General features: G+C 72.4%; 18 protein-coding genes. 8 read left to right on the top strand and 10 right to left on the bottom strand.

Going from position 1 to position 23,560, the window contains the following annotated elements; translation table 11 throughout:
- Window positions 1-2: 2 nt before the first annotated feature.
- Entirely contained in the window at window positions 3-2,201 is a 2,199-nt protein-coding gene (locus tag ACWGN5_RS03880) for an MMPL family transporter (protein WP_453511029.1), read from the bottom strand.
- Window positions 2,202-2,296: 95 nt separating this feature from the next.
- Complete coding sequence (locus ACWGN5_RS03875) at window positions 2,297-2,977, bottom strand: TetR/AcrR family transcriptional regulator (protein WP_453511028.1); 681 nt, start codon at window positions 2,975-2,977, stop codon at window positions 2,297-2,299.
- A gap of 161 nt (window positions 2,978-3,138) precedes the next feature.
- On the opposite strand from ACWGN5_RS03875, the gene ACWGN5_RS03870 reads away from it, so the two are divergent.
- The 3 genes from ACWGN5_RS03870 (at window position 3,139) to ACWGN5_RS03860 (ending at window position 7,257) form a co-directional block, all read left to right on the top strand.
- Window positions 3,139-4,623 (top strand): flavin-containing monooxygenase, encoded by a 1,485-nt coding sequence (locus ACWGN5_RS03870; RefSeq protein ID WP_453511027.1) that lies wholly within the window; start codon window positions 3,139-3,141, stop codon window positions 4,621-4,623.
- Window positions 4,620-5,579 carry an AurF N-oxygenase family protein gene (locus ACWGN5_RS03865; RefSeq protein WP_453511026.1) on the top strand — a complete coding sequence of 320 codons (960 nt, stop codon included), beginning with the start codon at window positions 4,620-4,622 and terminating at the stop codon, window positions 5,577-5,579. The genes ACWGN5_RS03870 and ACWGN5_RS03865 overlap by 4 nt, the downstream gene beginning before the upstream one ends.
- Before the next feature lie 73 nt (window positions 5,580-5,652).
- Window positions 5,653-7,257 (top strand): FAD-dependent oxidoreductase, encoded by a 1,605-nt coding sequence (locus tag ACWGN5_RS03860; RefSeq protein ID WP_453511024.1) that lies wholly within the window; start codon window positions 5,653-5,655, stop codon window positions 7,255-7,257.
- 19 nt (window positions 7,258-7,276) lie between these two features.
- Here the strand turns inward: ACWGN5_RS03860 and ACWGN5_RS03855 are convergent, their stop codons facing one another.
- Window positions 7,277-8,290, bottom strand: a complete 1,014-nt coding sequence (locus ACWGN5_RS03855) for a LacI family DNA-binding transcriptional regulator (protein WP_453511023.1) — start codon at window positions 8,288-8,290, stop codon at window positions 7,277-7,279.
- Window positions 8,291-8,420: 130 nt separating this feature from the next.
- On the opposite strand from ACWGN5_RS03855, the gene ACWGN5_RS03850 reads away from it, so the two are divergent.
- Window positions 8,421-9,482, top strand: a complete 1,062-nt coding sequence (locus ACWGN5_RS03850; RefSeq protein WP_453511021.1) for a C45 family autoproteolytic acyltransferase/hydolase — start codon at window positions 8,421-8,423, stop codon at window positions 9,480-9,482.
- Between the two features lie 48 nt (window positions 9,483-9,530).
- Here the strand turns inward: ACWGN5_RS03850 and ACWGN5_RS03845 are convergent, their stop codons facing one another.
- Complete coding sequence (locus ACWGN5_RS03845; RefSeq protein ID WP_453511157.1) at window positions 9,531-10,187, bottom strand: esterase/lipase family protein; 657 nt, start codon at window positions 10,185-10,187, stop codon at window positions 9,531-9,533.
- Between the two features lie 476 nt (window positions 10,188-10,663).
- Between ACWGN5_RS03845 and ACWGN5_RS03840 the strand changes: the two genes are divergently transcribed.
- The 3 genes from ACWGN5_RS03840 (at window position 10,664) to ACWGN5_RS03830 (ending at window position 15,107) form a co-directional block, all read left to right on the top strand.
- Complete coding sequence (locus ACWGN5_RS03840; protein ID WP_453511019.1) at window positions 10,664-13,012, top strand: collagenase; 2,349 nt, start codon at window positions 10,664-10,666, stop codon at window positions 13,010-13,012.
- Window positions 13,013-13,104: 92 nt separating this feature from the next.
- Entirely contained in the window at window positions 13,105-14,064 is a 960-nt protein-coding gene (locus ACWGN5_RS03835) for a proline racemase family protein (protein WP_453511018.1), read from the top strand.
- Between the two features lie 143 nt (window positions 14,065-14,207).
- Entirely contained in the window at window positions 14,208-15,107 is a 900-nt protein-coding gene (locus ACWGN5_RS03830; RefSeq protein WP_453511155.1) for an ornithine cyclodeaminase family protein, read from the top strand.
- 74 nt (window positions 15,108-15,181) lie between these two features.
- On the opposite strand, the gene ACWGN5_RS03825 is transcribed toward ACWGN5_RS03830, so the two are convergent.
- The 6 genes from ACWGN5_RS03825 to ACWGN5_RS03800 all read right to left on the bottom strand — a co-directional run bounded on the left by ACWGN5_RS03825 (window position 15,182) and on the right by ACWGN5_RS03800 (window position 22,174).
- Window positions 15,182-16,426, bottom strand: coding sequence for an NAD(P)/FAD-dependent oxidoreductase (locus tag ACWGN5_RS03825; RefSeq protein ID WP_453511016.1), 1,245 nt, complete (start codon window positions 16,424-16,426; stop codon window positions 15,182-15,184).
- A gap of 91 nt (window positions 16,427-16,517) precedes the next feature.
- Window positions 16,518-17,507: an ABC transporter ATP-binding protein gene (locus ACWGN5_RS03820; RefSeq protein ID WP_453511015.1), complete on the bottom strand. Its 990-nt coding sequence runs from the start codon at window positions 17,505-17,507 to the stop codon at window positions 16,518-16,520.
- Window positions 17,504-18,508 carry an ABC transporter ATP-binding protein gene (locus ACWGN5_RS03815; RefSeq protein WP_453511013.1) on the bottom strand — a complete coding sequence of 335 codons (1,005 nt, stop codon included), beginning with the start codon at window positions 18,506-18,508 and terminating at the stop codon, window positions 17,504-17,506. The genes ACWGN5_RS03820 and ACWGN5_RS03815 overlap by 4 nt, the downstream gene beginning before the upstream one ends.
- A complete protein-coding gene (locus ACWGN5_RS03810; protein ID WP_453511012.1) occupies window positions 18,508-19,494 on the bottom strand; it encodes an ABC transporter permease in 987 nt (328 codons plus the stop codon). Before ACWGN5_RS03810 ends, ACWGN5_RS03815 begins: the two co-directional genes overlap by 1 nt.
- A complete protein-coding gene (locus tag ACWGN5_RS03805) occupies window positions 19,491-20,423 on the bottom strand; it encodes an ABC transporter permease (RefSeq protein WP_453511010.1) in 933 nt (310 codons plus the stop codon). Before ACWGN5_RS03805 ends, ACWGN5_RS03810 begins: the two co-directional genes overlap by 4 nt.
- Before the next feature lie 8 nt (window positions 20,424-20,431).
- Window positions 20,432-22,174 (bottom strand): ABC transporter substrate-binding protein, encoded by a 1,743-nt coding sequence (locus tag ACWGN5_RS03800; protein WP_453511008.1) that lies wholly within the window; start codon window positions 22,172-22,174, stop codon window positions 20,432-20,434.
- Window positions 22,175-22,392: 218 nt separating this feature from the next.
- Between ACWGN5_RS03800 and ACWGN5_RS03795 the strand changes: the two genes are divergently transcribed.
- Window positions 22,393-23,550: an NAD(P)/FAD-dependent oxidoreductase gene (locus ACWGN5_RS03795; protein WP_453511007.1), complete on the top strand. Its 1,158-nt coding sequence runs from the start codon at window positions 22,393-22,395 to the stop codon at window positions 23,548-23,550.
- Window positions 23,551-23,560: the final 10 nt, after the last annotated feature.

The following is a 23,560-nucleotide window of genomic DNA, read 5'->3' as shown; positions in this document are numbered from 1 at the left end:
GGTCAGCCTACGGACAGCGGCGGGATGCGGGCCGGCTCGGGCTCCGCGGACCGGGCCAAGCCGCGAGCGGGCCACCAGTTCGCCTCGCCGAGCAGCAGCATCAGGGAGGGCAGGACCAGGACGCGGATCACGAAGGCGTCGAGGAGGACGGCGACCGCCAGGCTGAAGCCGATCTGCTTCATCTCGATGAGGTGGAGCGCGGCGAAGCTCGCGAAGACCGTCACCATCACCACGGCCGCGCTGGTGACGACCCCTGCGGACGAGGAGAGTCCCTGGAGGACCGCCTGCCGGGTGGGGACGCCTTCGGCGCGGGCCTCACGGATCCGGCTGATCACGAAGACCTGGTAGTCCATGGAGAGTCCGAAGAGGATCACGAACAGGAACAGCGGGACGCGGGATCCGATCGAGCCCGTGGAGGTGAAGTCGAGGATCCCTTCGGCCCATCGGTGCTGGAAGACCAGGACGAGGACGCCGAGGGAGGCGAACGCGGACAGCAGGTTGAGGAGGACGCCGACGAGCCCGAGGACCACGGACCGGAAGGCCCAGACCGTCATCACGAAGGTGACGAGGAGCAGCGCCCCGACGATGAGCGGCAGCTTCCGTTTCTGGTGGTCGGGGTAGTCGGCGTAGCGGGCGACCTCGCCGGTGACGGCGACCTCGGTTCCGGCGAGCGTGCCGACGGTTCCGGGGACGAGTTCGGTGCGCAGCAGGTCGAGTGAGGCCCGGGCCTCGGGGCTGTTCACGGAGCGCGGGACGGCCAGTTCGAGCAGGGTCGTGCGGCGGTCGGCGGAGGTCCGCAGGACGGGAGTGCCGCCGATCGCCGGGTCCTCGGCGCCCGCCCGGTCCGCGAGGGCGCGCAGGGCGCCGGCGACCTCGTCGGACTGCTCCGCGTCCGCTCGTACGACCACCTGGTGCATGGCCTTCAGTTCGGGATAGGCGGCCATGAGCCGGTCGTAGGTACGCATGGCGGGGATGGCGCGGGAGTGCGTCTCGCGGCTCATCTCGGTGATGTTGATCTGTAGGACGGGCAGGGCGAGCGCGAGGAGCGCGAGGGTGGAGACGGCGAGGGTCACGGCGGGGTGCTTGGCGACGGGGCGGAGGACCGCGGCGGTGAGCCGGCCGCCGGTACGGCCCGTACGCGCAGCGCGGTCCCGTACCCGCTTGCCGCGGGCCCGGCGGCGTTCGGCGCGCTCGCCGAGGAGGGTGAGTACGGCGGGCAGGACGGTCAGGGAGCTGAGGACGGCGACCAGGGTGACGACGACGGCCCCGGTCGCGATGGAGGAGAAGATGACGTCGTCCGCCAGGTACAGGGTGGCGCTGGAGACGGCCACGGCGAGCCCGGAGACCACCACGGCCCGGCCCGAGGTCGCGGCGGCGAGCTCCACGACGGCCTGGGTGCCGAGGCGTCCGCCGGCGGCCCGGGCCCGTTCCTCGCGCTCCCGCTTCAGGTAGAAGAGCGTGTAGTCGACGCCGACGGCGAGGCCGATGAGCAGGATGACGTTGGTGCCGACCCCGGCGTCGGGGAAGACGTGCGAGGCGATCATCGACAGGCCGACGGCGGCCACGATCGAGGAGAGCGCGAGCAGCAGCGGGACGACGGCCATCACCACGGAGCCGAAGACGAGCAGCAGGGTGATCAGGGTGACGGGCAGTGCGATGACCTCCGTACGGGAGAGGTCGTCGCCGCGGAGCTTGTCGACGCCCTTGCCGATGGAGGGGCTGCCGACCTCCTCGACGAGCAGCCGCGGGTGCGCGGCCTGTACCTCGGCGGTCTGCGCGAGGAGCGCGTCGACGTGCTTCTTCCCGTCGAACTCGGCGCCCTTCATGGTGACGTCGACACGCAGCGCGGTGTGGTGCGCGTCGGCGACCGGGCCGGCCACGGACAGCACCTCGGGCAACTGCCGCATGCGGGAGGCGATCTCGCGCGCTGCGGACTCGGCCTCGGCCCGGTCGGCGGGACCGGTGCCGGGTGCGGCCTGGACGAGGACGCGTTCGAGGGGCTTCTGCTGGAGGCCGCCCTCGGCGGCGAGGGCCTCGGCCCGGCCGGCCTCGCCGATGCGGAAGTCCTCCGTGGTCGCGGGGCGGGCGCCGAGGGCGATGCCCGCGCCGAGGCAGAGGGCCACGAAGAGGAGCCAGCCGATCAGCGCGCGCCAGGGGTGCCGGGAGCTGTGGCGGGCCATGCGTACGGTCGGGTTCGTCATGCGCCCAGACTCGTCGGCGGAGGGGTGCGGCCGACAGGATCGGCCGGTTGAACCTGGTGTCCACCGGTCGGTGGACACCGGCCCGTCGACGCGGGTCAGCTCGGCCCGATCGGCTGGTCCGGGTCGAGCTTGATGCCCAGGCGCGCGGTGGCACTCGCGAGCAGGCCCCAGAGGGCGTCGCTCAGGAAGACGGTCAGGTCGTCGAGGGAGCTCCTCGACTCGGGGTGGGCGGCCCACTGGTTCACCACGCCGTCCACCAGACCCACCATGCCGAACGCCAGGTTGAGGTTGAAGCCGGTGGGCGCCGGTTCGCCGTCGAGGAACCGGTCGGCGTACGAGTCCAGGAGCCGCGCGAGGTGGAGGGCGACGGCGGTGCGGGTGCCCGTGACGGCGGGGGAGCCGGCGCCCAGGAACCGGTACAGCTCGGGGTGCAGTGCCACCCAGCCGACGTACGTGGCGGCGGCGAGCTCGATCGACTCCCGGATGGTGCCCCGGGGGTCGAGCGCGGGGGAGAGGGAGGCCATCAGCTCGTCGGTGATCCGCGCGCGGATCTGCTCGTCGAGGTCCTCGCGGCTGCGGAAGATCCGGTACACGACGGAGCGGGGCATGCCGGCCTCGGCGCCGATCGCCGCCACGCTGACCGCCGTTCCTTCGCGTCCGATGACGGTGAGGGCCGCGGTGAGGACCTGGTCCCGGCGCTCGGCCCGGTGGCCGGTCCAGCGGGTGTCGCGGCCGTCGGGGCGCCCGTCGTTGCGTGTGTGTCTGTCCTCGGCCACGGCGTGGATCGTACCCGGCGATCAAGAAGGAGCGGCGCGTCGGGGGTGGCGCGCGTCACGTTACCGCCGGTACCCTGGACGCGGTGACGCAGGTAAATTCCGGTGCCCGGGAGAGTGCGGGGGAGAATGCACCGCCACCACCGGCCGCAGAGGGGATGGACATGGAGAACCGGCACGTCGACGTGCTGATCATCGGTGCGGGGCTTTCCGGCATCAGTGCCGCCTGCCACCTGCTCGCCGGGAACCCCGGAACCACGTACGCCCTCATCGAGCGGCGCTCCGCGATCGGCGGCACCTGGGACCTGTTCCGCTACCCCGGCATCCGCTCGGACTCCGACATGTACACCTTCGGCTACGGCTTCCGCGCCTGGCACGGCACCAAGGTCCTCGCCGGCGGCACGGACATCCGCCGCTACATCCGGGCCACCGCCGAGGAGCACGGCGTCACCGACCACATCCGCTTCGGCCGCAGGGCCGTCCGGGCCGACTGGTCGAGCGAGGAAGCCCGCTGGACGGTCGAGACCCTCGACGAGGCCACCGGCGAGACCCACGTCCTCACCGCCCGCTTCCTCGTCGGCGCCACCGGCTACTACGACTACGACGCGGGCCACCGACCCGAGTTCCCCGGCGAGGAGCGCTTCCGGGGGACCCTCGTACACCCCCAGCACTGGCCGCAGGACCTCGACCACACCGGCAAGCGCGTCGTCGTCATCGGCAGCGGCGCCACCGCCATCACCCTCGTCCCCGCGATGGCCCCCGACGCCGCCCACGTCACCATGGTCCAGCGCTCGCCCACGTACATCCTGGCCCTCCCCGCCGACGACCCCCTCTCGGTCCTCCTGCGCCGGCTGCGCGTCCCGGCCGCCCTCGTCCACCGGGTCGGGCGCACCCGCAACATCGCGATGCAGCGCGGCCTCTACGCCCTGTGCCGCAAGGCCCCCCGCCTCATGCGCAGGGTGCTCCTCGGGGCGGTACGGGCCCGGCTCGGCAAGAGCGTCGACATGCGCCACTTCACCCCGGCCTACAAGCCCTGGGACCAGCGGCTCTGCGTCGTCCCCGGCGGCGACCTGTTCACGACGCTGAAGAGCGGCCGGGCCTCGGTCGTCACCGACCACATCGAGACCTTCACCGAGACCGGCGTCAAGGTCAGGTCCGGCGAGGAGATCCCCGCCGACATCGTCGTCACCGCCACCGGCCTGCGCATGCAGCTCGCCGGCGGCATGGAACTCGCCGTCGACGGCAAGCCCGTCGTCACCCGCGACCACCTGCTCTACAAGGGCGTGATGCTGGACGGCGTCCCCAACCTGGCGATGATCATCGGCTACACCAACGCCTCCTGGACGCTCAAGGCCGACCTCGCCGCCGACTACATCAGCCGGCTCGTCGCCCACATGGACCGGCACGGCCTCAGCACCGTCACCCCCGTCGCCGCCGAGGCCGACCGCTCCTCCGTCTCCGTCATGGGCGAGTCGCTGACCTCCGGCTACATCGCACGCGGCGACGCGATCATGCCCCGCCAGGGCACCCGCGACCCGTGGCGGATCTGGAACAACTACTACCGCGACCGCCGCGCCCTGCGGCGGTCGCCGATCGAGGACCCCGCACTCCGCTTCGACCACGCGCTCAGCGAAGGAGGACCACGATGACCAGTGTGCAGAGCTATCACGAGCGGCTCCGGACCCTCTCCGAGGCCTCGGTGCACATCCACTTCGACGCGTTCACCGACATCGACTGGGACCACCCCGACTTCGCCATCGACCCGGCGGACCCCCGCTGGGTCCTTCCCGCGGCCGACCCCCTGGGCGGCCACCCGTGGTACCAGGAGCAGCCGTTGGAGGTCCGGACGCGCATCGGACTGTGGCGGTACGCCAACATCGTCAAGGTGGGCATGCAGTTCGAGAACGTCCTCATACGCGGTGTGATGGACTACCTCTTCTCGCTGCGCAACCAGGACCCGGAGTTCCGCTACCTCACCCACGAGGTCACGGAGGAGTGCCACCACACCCAGATGTTCCAGGAGTTCGTGAACCGCGCGGGCGCCGACGTGCCCGGCGGTCGGCGCTCCTTCCGTGTCCTCAGCCGCTTCCTGCCGCTGGCCGGCTCCCTGATCCCCGAGTCCTTCTTCACCGGCGTCCTCGCCGGCGAGGAACCCATCGACCACCTCCAGAAGGCGATCCTGCGCGGCGGCGAGGACATGCACCCCCTGATGCGCCGGCTCATGCAGATCCACGTCGCCGAGGAGGCCCGGCACATCTCCTTCGCCCACGAGTTCCTCCGCGCCAAGGTCCCCGGCTACGGCAGGGCACGCAGGGGCGCGCTGTCGGTCGCCTTCCCGGTGATCATGCGGGTGCTCGGGGACGTCATCATGGTTCCCGACCGGAAGACCGCCGAGACCATCGGGGTGCCCCACTGGGTGATCAAGGACATCTTCTGGAAGTCGCCCGACGGCGAGAAGATGCTCCGCGACCTCTTCTCCGACGTACGGATGCTCGCCGAGGACATCGGCCTGATGAACAGGACCTCGCGGCGGGTGTGGAAGGCGCTCCGCATCGACGGCCGCCCGTCCCGCCACCGCGGCGAACCCGCCCCGCACGCCGCCTGACGCGGCCCGCGGGCCGCCTGACCCGCCTCGCACGCCGCCCGACGCGGCCCGCAGGCCCCTGGAACGGAGAGCCATGCCCTACGTCGTCACCCGGTCGTGCTGCGCCGACGCCTCCTGCGTCCTCGCCTGCCCGGTCAACTGCATCCACCCCGCCCCGGGCGAACCGGACTTCGGGAAGACCGAGATGCTGTACGTCGACCCCCGCACCTGCGTCGACTGCGGCGCCTGCACGACCGCCTGCCCGGTGGACGCGCTCAAGCCGCACACCAAGCTCACCGACGCCGAGTTGCCGTTCCTCGCGCTCAACCGCGCCTACTACGACGAGCATCCGCACGAGGACCGGGCGCCGATGGCCGTCGTGCCCCCGCAACGCCGCACCTCCGCGCAGGGCTTGCGGGTCGCCGTCGTCGGCGCCGGACCCGCCGGCCTCTTCGCCGCCGACGAGCTCCTCCGGTATCCCGGCGTGACGGTGACCGTCCATGACCGGCTCCCCACCCCGTACGGGCTCGCCCGCGCGGGAGTGGCGCCCGACCACCAGGACACCAAGCAGGTCGCCCGGCTCTTCCGGGCCGTCGAGAGCCAGCCCGGCTTCACGTACCGGCTCAACACGGAGATCGGCCGCGACCTGCATCACGAGGACCTGCTCCGCGACCACCACGCCGTGATCTACGCCGTCGGCGCGGCCACGGACCGACGGCTCGGCATCGACGGCGAGGAACTCCCCGGCAGCGCCTCCGCCACCGACTTCGTCGCCTGGTACAACGGCCACCCCGACCACAGCGCCACCCGCTACGCCCTGGACGGCGAACGGGCCGTCGTCATCGGCAACGGCAACGTGGCCCTCGACGTGGCCCGCATCCTCACCGCGGACCCCGAAAGCCTCTCCCGCACCGACATCTCCGACCGGGCGCTCGCCGCACTGCGCACGAGCCGCATCCGCGAGGTCGTCGTCCTCGGCCGCCGCGGACCCGCCGAGGCGGCCTTCACCCTGCCCGAACTGCTCGCCCTCGCCGCCCTCGACGGCATCGACATCCTCGTCGAGGGGTGGCCGGCGGACCTGCCGGCGGACGCCACGCCGAAGACCGCGGTCCTCGCCGAACTGGCCGCCCGGACCCCCGTACCGGGGCGGCGCCGCATAGTCCTGCGCTTCCGGACGAGGCCCGTACGGATCGTCGGCCACGACCGGGTGACGGGTCTCACCGTCGAAGGGACGGCCCCCGACACCCGGACCGTCGAGACCGTCGACACCTCGCTCGTCCTGCGCGCGATCGGCTACCGCGCCCGGCCCGTCCCGGGCCTCCCGTTCGACGAGACCACCGGCACGGTGCCTCATGACCGGGGCAGGGTCCGGCCTGGCGTGTACGTGGCCGGCTGGATCAAACGCGGCCCCAGCGGATTCATCGGAACCAACAAGTCCTGTGCCCAGGAGACCGTTTCGGCGCTGCTCGACGATCTCGAGGCCGGGCTCCTCACCGGGCCCGTCGGCGGCACCCCGGCGTCCGGCGCGCACCCGGACGCCGTCGGCCTCGACGGCTGGCGGGCCATCGACGAACAGGAGCGAGCCGAAGGCCGGCTCCGGGGCCGCCCCCGCGTCAAGATCGTCGACAGGGAGGCCCTGCTCGCCGCGGCCCGCTCGGGCCGCGCTCCCCGGCCGACCGGTCGGCTCTTCTCCCGCTGACCCGGCTCCTCCCTTCGGCCTACCGCCGGGTCGATGCCCTCGGGCGGAACCGGGCCCGCGTGAGGCGGGGGGAGTCGGCCGGGCGGCCGGCGATCAGCGACTGGAGGATGTCGAGGAGGGCCGCCGAGCTGTCGACGGGGTTCAGTTCCAGCGCGGAGATGGCGGGCCGGCTGGTGCGCGCGTGCTCGGAGTCGGACCCGGCGACCACCATCGTGTCGGCCGGCACCCGTACGCCCCGCGCCATGAGCCCCCGCTGCACGCCGGCCGCGTGCCGCCCGGTGAGGCAGAAGACGGCGTCCGGCAGCCCGTCCTCGACGAGCCGGTCCGCGAGGGCCGCGCCGCCCTCGACGCCCGCGCGCTCGGGGAGCTCGTACAGCCGTGGCGTACTGCCCCGCTCCTCGCACCAGGCGAGGTAGATGTCCTGGTGTTCGAGGTTCCAGGCGTTCGGGTCGGTGCCCCGTACGAAGGCGACGGAGCGGGCCCCGGCCGACGTCAGGTGGTCCAGGATCAGCCGGGCCGCGACCTCGTCGTCCTCCGAGGCCCAGTGCGTGAAGTCCGGGCGTCCCGGCGGGCGTCCGTAGGTCACGTACGGGATGCCGCGCTCCTCGAGGCGGGCGACGACCGGGTCGTCCACGTGCGGGTTGGTGACGACGTAGCCGTCGAGGGAGAAGGCGAGCGGCGGGACCGGCGTCCGTGACAGGTCCGGCACCAGCATGAGGCTGAGGCCGCGGGCCAGGGCCTGTGAGGCGGCCGCGCCCACGAAGCGCTCGAAGACGTCGACGCCGGCCGGCGCGTAGTCGCCCAGGGCGTCGAGCGAGCGCAGGACGAGACCCACGGCCCCCATCGGGGAGCGGCGCAGGCCCCGGGCCAGGGCGTCCGCCTCGTAGCCCATCTCGTCGGCGACGGTCCGGATGTGCGCGCGGGTGGCCGCGCTGAGGGTGCCCTTGTCGTTGAGCGCGTGCGAGACGGCGGTGACGGAGACCCCCGCCCTGTGCGCCACGTCCTTGATCGTGATGCCCCGCGTCCGTGCCATCGTGCCGCCCGTCCCGAAACGAATCCTCCCGAATGCGTCCCCGAAGCATTGCATAAAACGTTTTACGTTCCTAGCTTGATGCCCGTCGCCCCCGTTGGCATGCGGCCACACCAGCCTCGAAGGGACCCGCGTGGAACTGCACACCCTCACCACCGAGACGACCGACCCCCGCGAACGCGGAACCCTGCTCGGCACGCGGTTCGGCGCCCGGGTCCGGCGCGTCGCCGAGCTCTACCGGGAGCACTTCGCCGCACTCGGCATGCCCGCCGGCCAGGTCCGCTCCCTCGCCACCCGCAGCCACGAGGCCCTGCGGGCCTGGGCGCCGCACCTGGCCGAGGAGTCCGACGCCTGCGCCGACGCGGCCGGCGTCGAGCGGTGGACGGTGGCCGCCGTCGGCGCCCGCACCGAGATCCTCGCCGCATGTCCGCAGCCCGGGAAGGGCGAGTGTTCGACCGCCGTGTTCGCACCCGCGGGGGCCGCGCCCCAGACCGTGCAGACCTGGGACTGGCACGACCTGCTCGTCCCGGACGCGCTGCTGCACGAGCTGACGCCGGGCGAGGGACGCACGGTCAAGCTCTTCACCGAGTTCGGCGCCCCCGGCAAGATCGGCGTCAACAGCGGCGGCCTCGGCGTGCACTTCAACATCCTGTTCCACGCGTCCGACTCCGCGAGCGGTGGCGTACCCGTGCACGCCGTCGCCCGCCGCATCCTCGACGAGGCGGACACCCTCGACCGGGCCGTCGAGATCGCCTCGACCGCACGCGTCAGCGCGTCCACCTCGCTGACCGTGGTCACCGCCTCCGCAGCCGCGAGCCTGGAGCTCTCCCCGGCCGGCCTCGCGGTGATCCCGGCGGCCGAGGACGGCTGGCTGCTCCACACCAACCACTTCCTCGACGCCGGACTCGCGGCCGCGGACACCGGCCCGGCCGACTCGATGACGGCCGAGCGGCTCGCCCATCTGTGCGAGGTGCGCACCGCGATGCCGGGCCTCCCGCCCGCCGCACGGGCACGGGCCTTCTGCGGCGACGGCGGGGCCGAGGCCGTCGTCTGCATGCGGCCCGACGCGAACAAGCCGCGGCACGAGCAGTGGGGGACCCTCCTCACCATCGGCCTCGACGTCACCCACTGCGCGATCGACTACCACGCCGGCGCGCCGCACGAAGCCCCCGCCGCCGGCCTCGCGCGCTTCTGACCTTCCCCCTGCTGCCGTCGCCGACCGGGCGCCGGTCCGGGAACTCGTCTAGGAGCGGAGGAAGGCACGGACCCCCTGGGAGACTGTGTCGTCGCCGAGGAGTTCGTTGTGGTCGAGACACCCGGCGCCGTTGTTGGCGGCGCCGGCCAGCGGCACGCTGCTGTCCGGGTTGATGACCTCGTCGCAGTTCGACCACCAGGTCGCGTAGCGCACGGCTCCGGGCGTCTCGTCGCCCTCCGCGAGCCGCTTCTGGACGTAGGAGCCCGGGGTCATGTCGCGGCAGGCCTGGTCCCAGAGCGCGCACGCCCACGCGGTGCTCGTGCCGTGGTTGGGTCCGGCGAGGGAGACCCAGTGGGCGACGGAGGACGGGCCGGCGGCGTCGAACTTCACGTACCAGCGGGTGACGAGGCTGCCGAAGGAGTGGGCGACGAGATCGACCCGGCTCGCCCCCGTCTGCCGCTTCACGCCGTCGACGTAGGCGGCGAGTTGGCCGGACAGGACCTCGTTGACGGACTGGTGCGTGTCGTAGCCGAAGGAGAACAGCTCCGCGTCGGTGTACCCGTCGGCCTTGAGGTCCGCGCGCAGCCCGCCCCAGACGCCGGGGTCGGCGTTGTAGCCGTGGACGAAGACGACGGGGGTACGGGCGGACGCCTCGGCCTGGGCCGGAGCCGTCGGCAGGGACAGGGACGCGACGACGGCGAGCAGTGCGACGGCGGTCCGGCCACGGAGTCTCAACACGCTTCCCCCTCAGATGAGTTACGCACGAGTAGTCACGAGCATGGTGGGGGTTGAGGGGGCGGAAGACCAGCCCCCTGCGCGGCTTCGTCGGCCCCCGGGGTCCGTCGGGCGATCGCGAAGGCGGAGCCGCTGCCGCGGGCGGCGGCCGGGGCGGGACACCTGCGGGCGATGGAGATCGTCGGTACCTGCTGCGGCAGCGCGGCGAGCACGCCGAATCCTGAGGCTTGTGCGACGGATTGACCCACTTCGGCGGGGGCTTGCGGGCGCCGCCGGGGAAGTGATGCCGCCACAGGGGTTGTCAGTGCAATTTCACATTACTATGTTACAGCGCACACGGTCTGATGAACGTCCGTCATACGCCGTGCGACAGCGACCAGTTCGCGCACCTGACCAGTGCCGCGGACCCATCCCCGCACCAACCCCCCTCACCAGCAGGAGTTCTGTTGTCCCTCCACAGACGTGTGCGCTCGTCCCTGCTCGCCTCCGCCATCGCCGTCACCCTCCTCGCCTCCGTCGGCCAGGCCGGTGCCTCCGCGGCGAGCACCGACGACAAGCCCGCCCCGGCCCCCGCGCTCGGCGCACCGGCCCCGCAGGCGCAGCCGGGAGCCAACCCCTTCGACGAGGTCGAGCACCTGGCCGCCGCCCCGCGCACCAGCTACGGGCCCGCCCCCGCCCCCGGCGGCCACGCCACGGGCCGCGTTCCGGGCCGGGCCCCGGCCGGCACGACCGCACGCTCGTTCGCGGCGGCCGCCACCACGACCACCGGAGTCCCCTGCACCCTCGACGGGATCACCGGCCTCGCCCCCGACCGGTTCGCGGACTTCCTCGCCGACCCCGCGGTCACCGCCGACGGCTGTCTGCGCGGCCTCATATGGACCTGGGACGCCCGGCTCGCCCCCGTGATGTCCGACGCCCACGTCCAGGCCGTCGCCCGCCGCATATCGACCCTGTCCGCCGCCCACGACGGACGGAACTCCTCGCACCTGGAGGAGATGTTCACCTACCTGCACGCCGTGGCGTACCACGACTACTCACGCGACGAGATCGACACCACCGACGCGCCCACCGTGAACGCGATCCGGCAGGCCGTCGCCGACTTCGGAGCCGCCGCCCGCACCTTCGACGTCACGAAGACCAACGCGAACACCCTCCGCGAAGCGCTCTACGCGGCCAGCGCGCCCGGCCTCCGCCAGTACCAACTCGGTCTGATCAAGCGGGTCCTGGCCACCATGGACCCCTCGCACACCGCCACCAACCTCGACCCGGCCTGGGCCGGCGCCGCGCTCGCCGGTCTCTCGGTGAACTACCTCGGCATCTACCCGGGCAACCAGGACAGCGCCTTCCACGCGGCCGTCGCCGCCGACCCGGCGTACCGCGCGGTCTACAAGGCCTTCGCCGGCTACGGACACCTGAAGGGCACCGCCAACGCCTGGGTCGCCCGCGACGCCGTCGGCGAGTACGGACGCTTCGGCCAGGTCGACGGCCTCAGGGACGCGACCGTCGCCGACCTCGGCACCCTGCTCACCACCGTCGTCAACACCTTCGGCCGCGGCAGCGAGCAGTGGGCGAAGGTCGTCTCCTGGCTGAACTTCTACGAGGCCTGCAAGCCGTACGGCGTGTGCAAGGAGGACATCGAGAAGCAGCTCTTCCCGTACACGTACACCTACGACAACGGAGCCATCAAGGTCCGTACCGCCCTCGACCGGGCCACCGTCGACCAGCTCTACTACGCGAGCAAGCAGGTCAAGGCGCAGTACCACCGCGTGCTCGGCACGGAGCAGCCGCTCGCGGGCGACACCAACTCCACCCTGAACATCGTGCTCTACGCCTCCCGCGCGGACTACGAGAACTACCACCCCATCCTCACCGGCATGGGCACCAACAACGGCGGCATCTACATCGAGCGCGGCGCCACCTTCTACACCTACCAGCGGCGCGTCCCCCAGGACTCCTCCCTCACCCTGGAAGAGCTCTTCCGCCACGAGTACACCCACTACCTCAACGGCCGCTGGGCCGTCCCCGGCTCCTTCGGCGAAGGCCCCTGGTACCAGGGCGACCGCACCACCGCCATGGACGAGGGCACCGCCGAGTTCTTCGACGGAGCCACCCGCGACAACGGCATCGCCGTCCGCAAGTCCCTCGTCCGCGGCATCATCAACGACACCGCCGGCGGCGGCCCCCGGATGAACCTCCACCAGATCCTCCACGCCACCTACGACGGCGACGGCTTCCGCTTCTACAACTACGCCGGCACGTTCTTCGAGTTCCTCTGGACCGAGAAGCCCTCGCTGCTCCGCGAGATGTACACCCACCTGCGGAACAACGACGTGACGGCGTACGACGCCTGGCGCAGCCGGCTGAGCTCCGACGCCGCCCTCCAGCGCGACTACGACCGCTTCCTCGACGCGCAGATCGCCAAGGTCGACCAGCTGTACGTCCCCAACACGACGTACACGCCCAACGCCCAGCTGCGCGACGCGGACGTCGCGTCCGTGAAGTCCTCCTTCTCCGCCGCCACCGCCAGCAACCCCGACTGCGTGGAGAACGGCGAGCCGGGCAAGCGACGCTTCCTCTGCACCGGGCGGATCACCGCCAACCTGTCCAACTGGGCCAGCTCCGACCAGAACTTCAAGGACATGTCCGAGACCGTCGACTACTTCATCCTCGACCGCGCAGGCGCCGCCTCGAACAACCTGGCCGACATGAACTGCAGCTTCGGACCGATCGACATCTGGTCCACCAAGGTCGCGGGCACGTCGTCCTACAGCTGCGAGGGCCCCCTCCGCAGTTGACCGCACCGCACCGCACACCGTCCGGGCCGGTCCTTCCACGGGGGGAGGGGCCGGCCCGGCACCACAAACCCTTCCTCCGGAGGCCGTACGTCGTGAGCACCACCCCGCACTCGGTCCGCACCACCGACTACCACACCGCAGGCGAACCCTTCAGGATCGTCGACGAGGACCTGCCGCCGATCCCCGGCGACACCGTCGCCGAACGCCGCGCCCTCGCGCTCCGGCTCGGCCCCCTCGACGAGCTGCGCCGCCTCCTGGTCCGGGAACCACGCGGACACTCCGGCATGTACGGCGGCTTCATCGTCCCGCCCGACGACGACGGCGCCCACTTCGGCGTGCTGTTCTGGCACAAGGACGGCTACTCCACCGCCTGCGGGCACGGCACGATGGCGCTCGGCGCCTGGGCCGTCGACACCGGCCGCGTCCCCGCACCCGACGACGGGGACGTCCCCGTCCGCATCGACGTGCCCTCCGGGCGCGTCACCGCGACCGTCCACCGCGCGGGCGGCCGCACCACCGGCGTCACCTTCCGCAACGTCCCGACCCGCGTCCTGGCGCGCAAGGTCCCGGTGACCCTCGCCTCCGGCACCGTCGAGGTCGACCTCGCCGACTCGGGCGCCTGCTACGCCTCCGTCCCCGCGGCCGCCCTCGGCCTCGACACCACGCGCGGCTCCCTGCCCGCGCTCGTCCGGGCCGGACGGGAGATCCGCGCCGCGCTCCCCGAGCACGACGTGTACGGCGTCATCCTGTACGAGGACCTGCCCGACACTCCCCAGGGGCCTCGCCAGCGCAACGTCACCGTCTTCGCCGACGGCCAGATCGACCGCTCGCCCTGCGGCTCCGGCACCTCCGCACGGCTCGCCCTGCTCGGCGAGGACGGGCGCCTCGCCCCCGGGGACACCCTCACGCACGAGTCCGTGGCGGACACCGTGTTCACGGGCCGGCTGCTGCCCGGCGGGATCACGGAGGTGACCGGCGCGACCCACCGCACCGGCACCCACACCTTCGTCCTGGACCCCCACGACGAGCTGGGCACAGGATTCCTGCTGTGACGACCAAGACGAGCCTGACGTCCAAGACAAGCCTGACGACCGAGACGAGCCTGACGACCGAGACGAGCCTGACGTCCACGAGCAGCAGCATGACGACGACCACGACGGCCAGGACCGGCCTGCTGCACATCGACGCCCCCGCCATGACCCGCCTCCTGACCCCGGCGGCCACCGTCGACGTCCTCGCCGACGTCCTGCGCGCCGGGTTCGACCCCGAGACCGCCCCGCCCCGCACCGCTGTGCCCGTCCCGGCCGGCGAGCTCCTCCTCATGGCGGCCGCCGATCACACGTACGCCGGAGTGAAGATCGCGGGCGTGGCCCCCGGCAACCCGGCCCTCGGGCTGCCCCGCATCACCGGCTCCTACCTGCTCCTCGACGGCGGCAGCCTCCAGCCGCTCGCCCTGCTCGACGGCGCGGTCCTCACCGAGCTGCGCACCCCGGCCGTATCGGCGCTCGCCGTACGGCATCTGACGCCGGACGACCGGCCCCTGCGGCTCGTCCTCTTCGGCACCGGGCCCCAGGCGTACGGCCATCTGGAGGCCGTCCTCGGCGTGCGCGAGGTCGCCGAGGCGGTCGTCGTCGGGCGCAACGAGGTGGGCGCCCGCGCCCTCGCCGGATACGCGCGGACGCTCGACGTGTCCGCCCGCGCCGGCACGGCCGACGACGTGGCCGGGGCCGATCTGGTCGTCTGCTGCACCACGGCCCGCGAACCCCTCTTCGACGGCACGCTGGTGGCCGACGGCGCCACCGTCGTCGCGGTCGGCTCGCACGAGCCGGCGGCCCGGGAGACCGACACGGCCCTCGTGGCCCGCGCCGAGGTCTACGTGGAGGCCCGCTCGGCGGCGCTCCGCGAGGCCGGCGACCTGCTCGTCCCCCTGGCCGAGGGGGCGATCGGCGAGGAGCACATCACGGGCACCCTCGCCGACCTGGTGCGCGGCCGGGTCCCCTCCGGGCGCCCGCGGCTCTTCAAGAGCGTCGGCATGGCCTGGGAGGACCTCGCCGTCGCGGGCGCCCTGTACCGCGCGGCCCGCGAGGCCGCCTGAGCACACCGACGCCGGCACCGCTCGTGTGAAGCGGTGCCGGCGTCGGCGTGCCCGGACGGAAGACCCGCACAGGGTCACGCCCCGCGATGCCTGAGGTTCACCAGCGCCGCCCTGGTCACCATCACGGGGTTCAGGAAGCCCGGCGGACCGATCAGCCGGGACGCGAACATGTGCATGTGCCGGGCCACGGCCCCGTCGCGCGCCGCCGCCGAGAACATCAGCCGCTCCAGGGGATTGAACGGCCGGCCCTTGGCGAAGTCGGCCGCCAGGTACTGGTGCCCGCCGAGCCGGCGCCGGTGCCTGCGCGCGTACACGGCGAGCGCCTTGTCGAGGTCGCCCGAGCCGGTGAGGGCCGGGGCGACCGCGTCCGTCAGCCACTGCGCGGACTGCAGCGCCCACCCGCATCCCACGCCCCACAGCGGATCGCCCGTCAGGGCGGCGTCGCCGATGAGCGCGAGCCCCGGTGCGGCCGCCTTGCGCGTGTGGAGCGGGTAGTCGACCGCGCCGGTGAACTTCGTGACGCGTTCGGCGGCGTCGATGGCCGGCGCGTCGGGCAGGGAGCGGACGAACTCCAGGAAGCTGCCCTCCAGATCCTCCCGGAAGGCCGGAAGCCGCTTCTTGTCCGGGAGCACCGCGACGACCGTCACCCCGTCGTCGTTCGGGAACGCGTACGCCATGTCCGGCACCAGGAACCAGGCGTGACTGATCCCGTCCCGCAGGGGCAGGTTCCGGAAGTGCGCGAGATAGCCGAAGCGCGCGTTCTCGTGCTGTCGGGCCGGCACCCCGGCGAACCCGGCCACGGCCGAGTCCTTGCCGTCGGCGCCGACCACCAGACGGGCCCGGATCTCGCGCTCCCCCTCGGGCGTCGACGCCCGCACCCCCACCGTGCGTCCGTCCTCCTCGATCAGACCAGTCACCTTGTGGCCGAGGAGGACGTCGACGCCGGGGGTCTCGGCCGCACGGGACCTGATCAGCGGGTCGAGGACGCTGCGCCGGACGTTGTAGCCGTACGGCAGCTCGGGGCCGGGCGCGGCGCTCGGCTCGATCCAGCCCCAACGGGTGTACCAGCGGGCCTCGTTGCGCACGGCCCCCGCCTTCTCCAGCGCCGGTACGAGGCCGAGTTCCTGGAGGATCGGGGTGGCGTTGGCGGTGATGGAGTGGGTGCACAGCGCCTTGTACGCCGTGGGGCGCGAGCGGCGTTCGAGCAGTGCGACGCGGGCACCCCGCCGGGCGAGCAGGATCGCCGCGGTGCAGCCGGCGAGGCTGGCCCCGCTGATGACGACGTCGTGGTCGGGTCCGGCGCTCTCGGGCTTGGTCATGCTCTGATCGTCCCCCCGTGGTGTGGTGACAGTTCTGTCAGGGACATGAGGACGAGAAACATGAGCAGTTGTCAAGAGTCCGGGTGGGCCCTCAGGTTTCCTCCCGACCCTCGGGGAAGTGACAGGCCACCTGCCGGGCCTCGCCCGGGGCGGCGATCCGTAGCAGCGGCGCCTCGGTGCGGCAGATGTCCCGGGCCTTCGGGCAGCGCGGGTGGAAGGTGCAGCCCGGTGGGGGAGCGGCCGGGCTCGGAGGGTCGCCGAGCAGCGTGATCCGCTCCCGGGCCCGCTCGGCCGCCGGGTCGGGCAGGGGTACGGCGGAGAGCAGCGCCCGGGTGTAGGGGTGGGCGGGCGCCTCGTACACCCGCTCCTTCGCGCCGATCTCCACGATCCGCCCGAGGTACATCACGGCGACCCGGTCGCAGACCCGCTTCACGACCGAGAGGTCGTGGGCGATGAAGAGGTAGGCGAGGCCGAGTTCGCGCTGGAGCCGCTCCATCAGGTTGACGATCTGCGCCTGCACGGAGACGTCGAGGGCGGAGACGGGTTCGTCGGCGACGACGAGGCGGGGACCGGTGGCCAGCGCGCGGGCGATACCGATGCGCTGGGCCTGGCCGCCCGAGAACTCGTGCGGGTAGCGGTCGATGTGCTCCGGGATGAGCCCGACGAGCTCCATCAGTTCCGCGGCCCGCTTGCGCGCCTCGGCGGCCGGACTCCCCTGCACGAGCAGCGGGTCGGAGATGATCCGGGCCACGGTCTGCCGGGGGTTGAGGGAGGAGTGCGGGTCCTGGAAGACCATCTGGAGCTCGCGCCGCAGCGGCTTCAGCTCGCGCGGGGAGAGATGGCTGATGTCGCGCCCGTCGTACGAGACGGAGCCCGCGGTCGGCTCCAGGAGGCGCACGATCATGCGGCCGGTGGTCGACTTGCCGCAGCCGGACTCGCCGACGAGACCGAGGGTCTCGCCCGCCGCCACGTCGAAGGAGACGCCGTCGACGGCCCGGACGGGCGCCGAGCGGGCCCGGCGGCCGGGGAACGTCATGGTCAGGTCCCGGACGCTCAACAGGGACGGAGCAGTGGTGGTCATGAGGGAACGCCTTCGTACGCGGGGAAGTGGCAGGCGGCCGGGTGTCCGTCCGGGCCGCCGAGCAGCGGGCGTTCGCCCGTGCAGCGGGCCCGTTCCTCCTCGGAGCCGGCGGCCGCGCGGGAGCAGCGGGGCGCGAACGCGCAGCCCGGTGCCGGGTCGAGCAGGGACGGCGGGCTGCCGGGGATCGCCCGGAGCGGCGCGTCGTCGCGGTCGTCGAGGCGGGGCAGCGAGTCGAGCAGCCCCCGGGTGTACGGATGGGCCGGAACCGCGAACAGATCGTCCACCGGGGCGTGTTCGGCGGCCCGGCCGCCGTACATCACCAGGACGTCGTGCGCGACCCGGGCCACCACGCCCAGATCGTGCGTGATCATGACGACGGAGAGGCCCCGGTCCTGCTGGAGGCGGGCGATCAGCTCCAGGATCTGCGCCTGGACGGTGACGTCGAGCGCCGTCGTCGGCTCGTCGGCGATCAGCAGGTCCGGTTCGCAGGCGAGCGCCATCGCGATCATCACGCGCTGCCGCATGCCGCCCGAGAACTGGTGCGGGTACTCACCGGCCCGGCGGCGCGGCTCGGGGATGCCGACCTCGCCGAGCGCCTCGACCGCCCGCTCGCGGGCGGCCGCGCGGCGGGACCCGAAGTGGACCCGGTGGTGCTCGGCGATCTGCTCCCCGACCGTGTAGTACGGGTGCAGGCTGGACAGCGGGTCCTGGAAGATCATCGCCATCCTCCGGCCGCGCAGCCGGTTGAGCTCGCGCTCCGGCAGGCCGATCAGTTCGCGGCCGGCCAGGGCGACGGAGCCGGTGACCTCGGCTCCGGTGTGCAGCCCCATCACGGCCAGCGAGGTGACCGACTTCCCGGAGCCGGACTCGCCGACGATGCCGAGGGTGCGCCCGGGCGGGACGTCGAAGGAGAGGGAGTCGACCGCCCGGACGGGGCCGCGCTTGGTCGGGAAGGTGACCGTGAGGTCCCGTACCGACAGTAGGGGGGCCAGGTCGCCCATCAGTACCTCACTCGCGGGTCGACGACGGCGTACAGCAGGTCGACGGCCAGGTTGGCGACGACGATGAAGGTGGCGGCGAGCAGGGTCACCCCGAGGATGACGGGCTGGTCGCCGGTGGACAGGGCGCCGTAGAAGAGGCGCCCGATGCCGGGCAGTCCGAAGATGGACTCGGTGATCACCGCGCCGGCGAGCAGTCCGCCCAGGTCCATCCCGAAGATGGTCAGGATCGGTGTCATGCCCGCGCGCAGCCCGTGCTTGACGACCACCGTGCGGCGCGGCAGCCCCTTGGCGCGTGCGGTGCGGATGTACGGCTCCGCCATGGACTCGATCATCGAACTGCGGCTCTGGCGCGCGTACATCGCGGCGTACAGGATCGCGAGCGCCAGCCAGGGGAGCAGCAGGTTGGTGGCCCAGGACAGCGGGTCGGAGCCGAAGGGCACGTACTGCGGGTAGGGGAGCAGTCCGGAGACCCGGATCAGTCCGTAGATCAGCAGCACCGAGGTGAAGTAGACGGGCAGCGAGGCGGCGGCGACCGCGCCGACCATCAGGGCCCGGTCGGTGAGCGTGTCCTTGTGCAGGGCGGCGGTGACGCCGGCGGAGAGCCCGAGCAGCAGCCAGATCGCGGCCGCGCCCAGGGCGAGGGAGGCGGAGACCGGCAGCCGGTCGACGAGCAGGTCCCACACGCCCTGGCTGTTCTCGTACGAGTAGCCGAGGCAGGGGAAGTCGCAGTGCAGGGCGTACTGGCCGCTGCCCATCGTGCGGCCCGTGAAGATGCCCGTGACGAAGTCGGTGAACTGCCGCCACAGCGGGGCGTCCAGGCCCATGTGGGCGCGGATCGCCTCCAGGCGTTCGGCGCTGCACGACTTGCCGCAGGCCGCGGCCGCCGGGTCGGACGGCAGGACGTAGAAGATGGTGAAGGTGACGGCGGCGATGGCGACGAGGACGCCGAGCACGCCCAGGAGCCGGCGCCCGAGGTAGAGGATCACGTGCCGCTCCCGCGCGGGTCGAGGACGTCGCGCAGCGCGTCGCCGAGGAGGGTGAACGCGAGCACGGTGAGGAAGAGGCAGAGGCTCGGGACGACGAAGTACATGGGATCCGTGTCGTAGTAGGCGACGCTCTCGGCGATCATCTGGCCCCAGGACGGGGTGGGCGGGCGGACGCCGACGCCGAGATAGCTGAGGGCCGCCTCGGTGGCGATCATCCCGGGGACGATCAGGGTGGTGTACGCGATGACGGGCCCGGCGACGCCCGGGAGGATGTCGCGGGCGAGGATCCGCCACGGTCCCGAGCCGCCGACGCGTGCGGCGTCGACGTACTCGCGGTGCTTGAGCGACAGGGTCTGGCCGCGGACGACGCGGGCGATGCCGGGCCAGCCGAAGAGGCCGATGACGGCGGTCATGAGGACGATCCGGTTGACGTCCCGCGCCACCGACATCATCGCGATCATGAAGATGAGGGAGGGGAAGGACATGGTGAGGTCCATCAGCCGGGAGAGCACGGTGTCGGTGCGGCCGCCGAAGTACCCGGCGGCGATGCCGGCCGCCGTCCCGGCGACGACGACGATCGCCGTCGCCGCGAACGCGATGAGCAGGGAGACCTGGGCGCCGTGCACGACCCGGGCGAACAGGTCGCGGCCGGTGACGGGTTCGACGCCGAGCCAGTGCTCCGCCGAGACGCCGCCGAGCGGCCCGATGGGCTGACCGCCCAGGTACGGATCGACGGCGCTCTTGTCGAACTCCTCCGGGCCCCAGCCGCCCAGCGAGCCGATCAGCGGGGCGGCCACGGTCAGGAGCGCGAAGAAGACGACGACGGCGAGCGAGAGCTTCACGGAGGTACGGCGGCGCAGCTCGGTCCTGGCGAGCTGCCAGGGCCCGCTGCTCCCCGTCAGGGGCGGGGAGGTCGAGGTGGTGGTCATGGCTGCCGTCAGCTCGCGCTCTTCGACGGGTCCTTGAGGCCGACCGTCGCGAAGTCGATCTGTCCGCCGAAGGAGGTGTGGCCGAAGGCGCCTGCGATGTTCGTGCCGAGCAGCAGGGGCCTGCGCTCGATGACGACGGGCGCGGTCGGGGCCTTGGCGAGGATCTCGCCGTCGAGCTCCCGCCATGCCTTGTCGGCCTGCGCGGCGTCGGTCATCGCGGCGATCGCGTCCATCCGCTTCATGGTGGCGTCGTCACGGAAGAGGGAGTGGTTGCCGGAGTTGCCCTTCTCCTTGATGTAGCGGCCGTCGAAGACGAAGGGCAGGAAGGTCGACCCGGAGGGGAAGTCGGGGCACCAGCCGGTGTAGACGAGGTCCGTGCGGTTCTTGGTGTCGCCGATCGTGTCGTAGAAGGCGGAGGGGTCGACGGTCTCGATGGTGACCTTGATCCCGGCGCGGCCCAGGGACTGCTGGATCGCCTCTCCCACCGACTTGTCGCCGTTGGAGACGGTGATGCTCGTCGAGAGGCCGCCGCTCTTACCCGCTTCCTTGAGGAGCTGCTTCGCCTTCTCCACGTCGCCGGTGAGCGGGATCTTCAGGGTGTCGGGCTGCTTGCCGCCGAAGAGGGACGCGGGCATGAGCGCGGTGGCGGGGTCGTTGAGCGCGGGGCCGCCGGAGGCGGTGAGGATCGCCTCGCGGTCGAGGGCGTACTGCACCGCCTGCCGGACCCTGACGTCGTCGAAGGGCGCCCGGCCGGTGTGCATCTGGACCATCTCGGTGCAGCTGGTCGACTCGGCGAGGAGCCGGGCCCTGACCTCGGGCCTGGTGAGGACCTTGGGGGTGGACTCGGGGCGGAGCTTGTCCCAGGCGACGGCTGAGGCGTCGGCGCCGGCGGCCGCGATCAGCCGGTCGTCGATCTGGTTGGCCTTCAGGCCCATGGTGACGACGATCCGGTCCGGGTACGCCTTGCGGACCGCGTCGGTCTTCGGGTCCCAGTGGGTGTTGCGGACGAGGACGAGCTGCTTGTCGCGGGCGTACGAGTCGATCTTGTACGGGCCGGAGGAGAAGGGGCGGTTGTCGTACTGGGGTCCCTTGTCCTGAGCCTGGGGGACGGGCGCGAAGGTGGGCAGGACGGTCGCGTAGGGGAACTCGGCGAAGGGCTTGCGGAGTTCGAAGACGATGGTGCGGGCGTCCGGCGTCTTCACGGAGTCCAGGTGCCTGCCCTTGGCGGGGCCCTGGTAGCCCTCGGCGCCGACGAGGTAGCGGGCCGCGTAGTCGGGGCCACCGGGCAGGTCGGGGGAGAAGGACCGCTCCACGTTGTACTTGACGTCCTGGGCGGTGATCGGGGACCCGTCCTCGTACTTCAGGCCCGGCTTGAGCCGGAAGGTCCAGGTCTTGGCGCCGTTGGAGGAGGTGCCGAGGTCCTCGGCGAGGTCGGGCGTGAGCTGCCCGCCCTTCGCGCCGGGCTCCGCCTTGTACGCCACGAGGGTGCGGTAGAGCAGCCGGGTGCCGAAGTCCATGTCGCTCATGACCCAGTTGCGGGCCGGGTCGAGATGGGTGAAGTCCTGGTTGGACAGGACGGTGAGCGTGCCGCCCTGCTGCGGGGTCCCGCCGACGATCGCGCCGTTGGTGGAGGTCGCGGGGTTCTTGCGGTCCGGGGAGCCGCCGGACTTCCCGCCGCCGGAACAGCCGGTCACGCCGAGGGCGAGGGTGGTCACCAGGGCGGTGGCCAAGGTGCGGGTGCGCTGGTTCATGGGTGGTCACTCCGAGAGAGCAGCAGTCGGACAGCCGGCGTCGAGGAAGCGAGCGGCTGGAATGTGACCGGTAACATAGTAATGTGAAATTGTACTGACAAGGTGTCGGGAGCTCCGTTACTGATCCGTGTCCGGGCGTCGGGTCCGGCGGCGACGCGCCAACTGAGAAGCTCCCCGCGGGCCTTGGCAACTCCAGTGCCATGTGAAATATTACTGCTGTGCCCACGAGAAACACCTCGGATGTCATCGTCGTCGGCGCCGGCGTCGTCGGCGCGGCCTGCGCCCACTACGCCGCCCGAGCCGGCCTCTCCGTCACCGTCGTCGACCGCGGTTCCGTCGCCGGCGGAACCACGGGAGCGGGCGAGGGAAACCTCCTGGTCTCCGACAAGGAACCAGGGCCCGAACTAGAACTCGCCCTGATCTCCACCACGTTGTGGCAGGAGCTGGCCGAACTGCTCCCGCCGGAGGTCGAGTACGAGGCGAAAGGCGGCCTCGTCGTCGCCTCGGACGAGTCCGGGATGCGCGCCCTGCGCGACTTCGCGGCCCGCCAGGAGAAGGCGGGCGTCACCAGCCAGGAGGTCCCCGCGGACCGGCTCCACGACCTGGAGCCCCACCTCGCACCCACCCCGGCGGGCGGCTTCCACTATCCCCAGGACGCCCAGGTGATGCCCGCCCACGCGGCAGCCCGACTGCTCCGCACGGAGGGCGACCGGATCCGGCTGCGCCTGGGGGAGGAGGTCACCGCCCTGCTCACCGGCGCGGCCGGCGAGATCCGCGGCGTACGGACCACGCGCGGCGAGCTCCATGCCCCGTACGTGGTCAACGCCGCCGGGACCTGGGGCGGCTCCCTCGCCGAACTCGCCGGCGTGCACCTGCCCGTACTGCCCCGCAGGGGCTTCGTCCTCGTCACCGAACCCCTCCCGCGCGTCGTGCGCCACAAGGTGTACGCCGCGGACTACGTGGCCGACGTCGCCAGCGGCTCCGCCGCGCTCCAGACCTCCGCCGTCGTCGAGGGCACCCCGGCCGGCCCGGTCCTGATCGGCGCCAGCCGCGAACGGGTCGGCTTCGACCGCACGCTCTCCACCGAGGTCCTGCGCCGGCTCGCCGCCGGGGCCACCGCGCTGTTCCCGGTCCTCGGGACCGTACGGGCCCTGCGCACCTACCTCGGCTTCCGCCCCTACCTGCCCGACCACCTGCCCGCGATCGGCCCCGACCCCCGCGTCCCCGGACTGCTCCACGCCTGCGGCCACGAAGGAGCGGGCATCGGACTCGCGCCCGTCACGGGGCAGATCATCGCCGCGTGCATCACCGGCGTCGAACCGCCCCTCGACATCCATCCGTTCCGACCGGAGCGGTTCGCCGACCTCGCGGACTGACCGCGCACCC

This window comes from Streptomyces sp. NPDC055815, assembly GCF_053616475.1.
The sequence above is the reverse complement of the archived record's forward strand: the minus strand, read 5'-3'. Positions and strand labels throughout refer to the sequence as shown.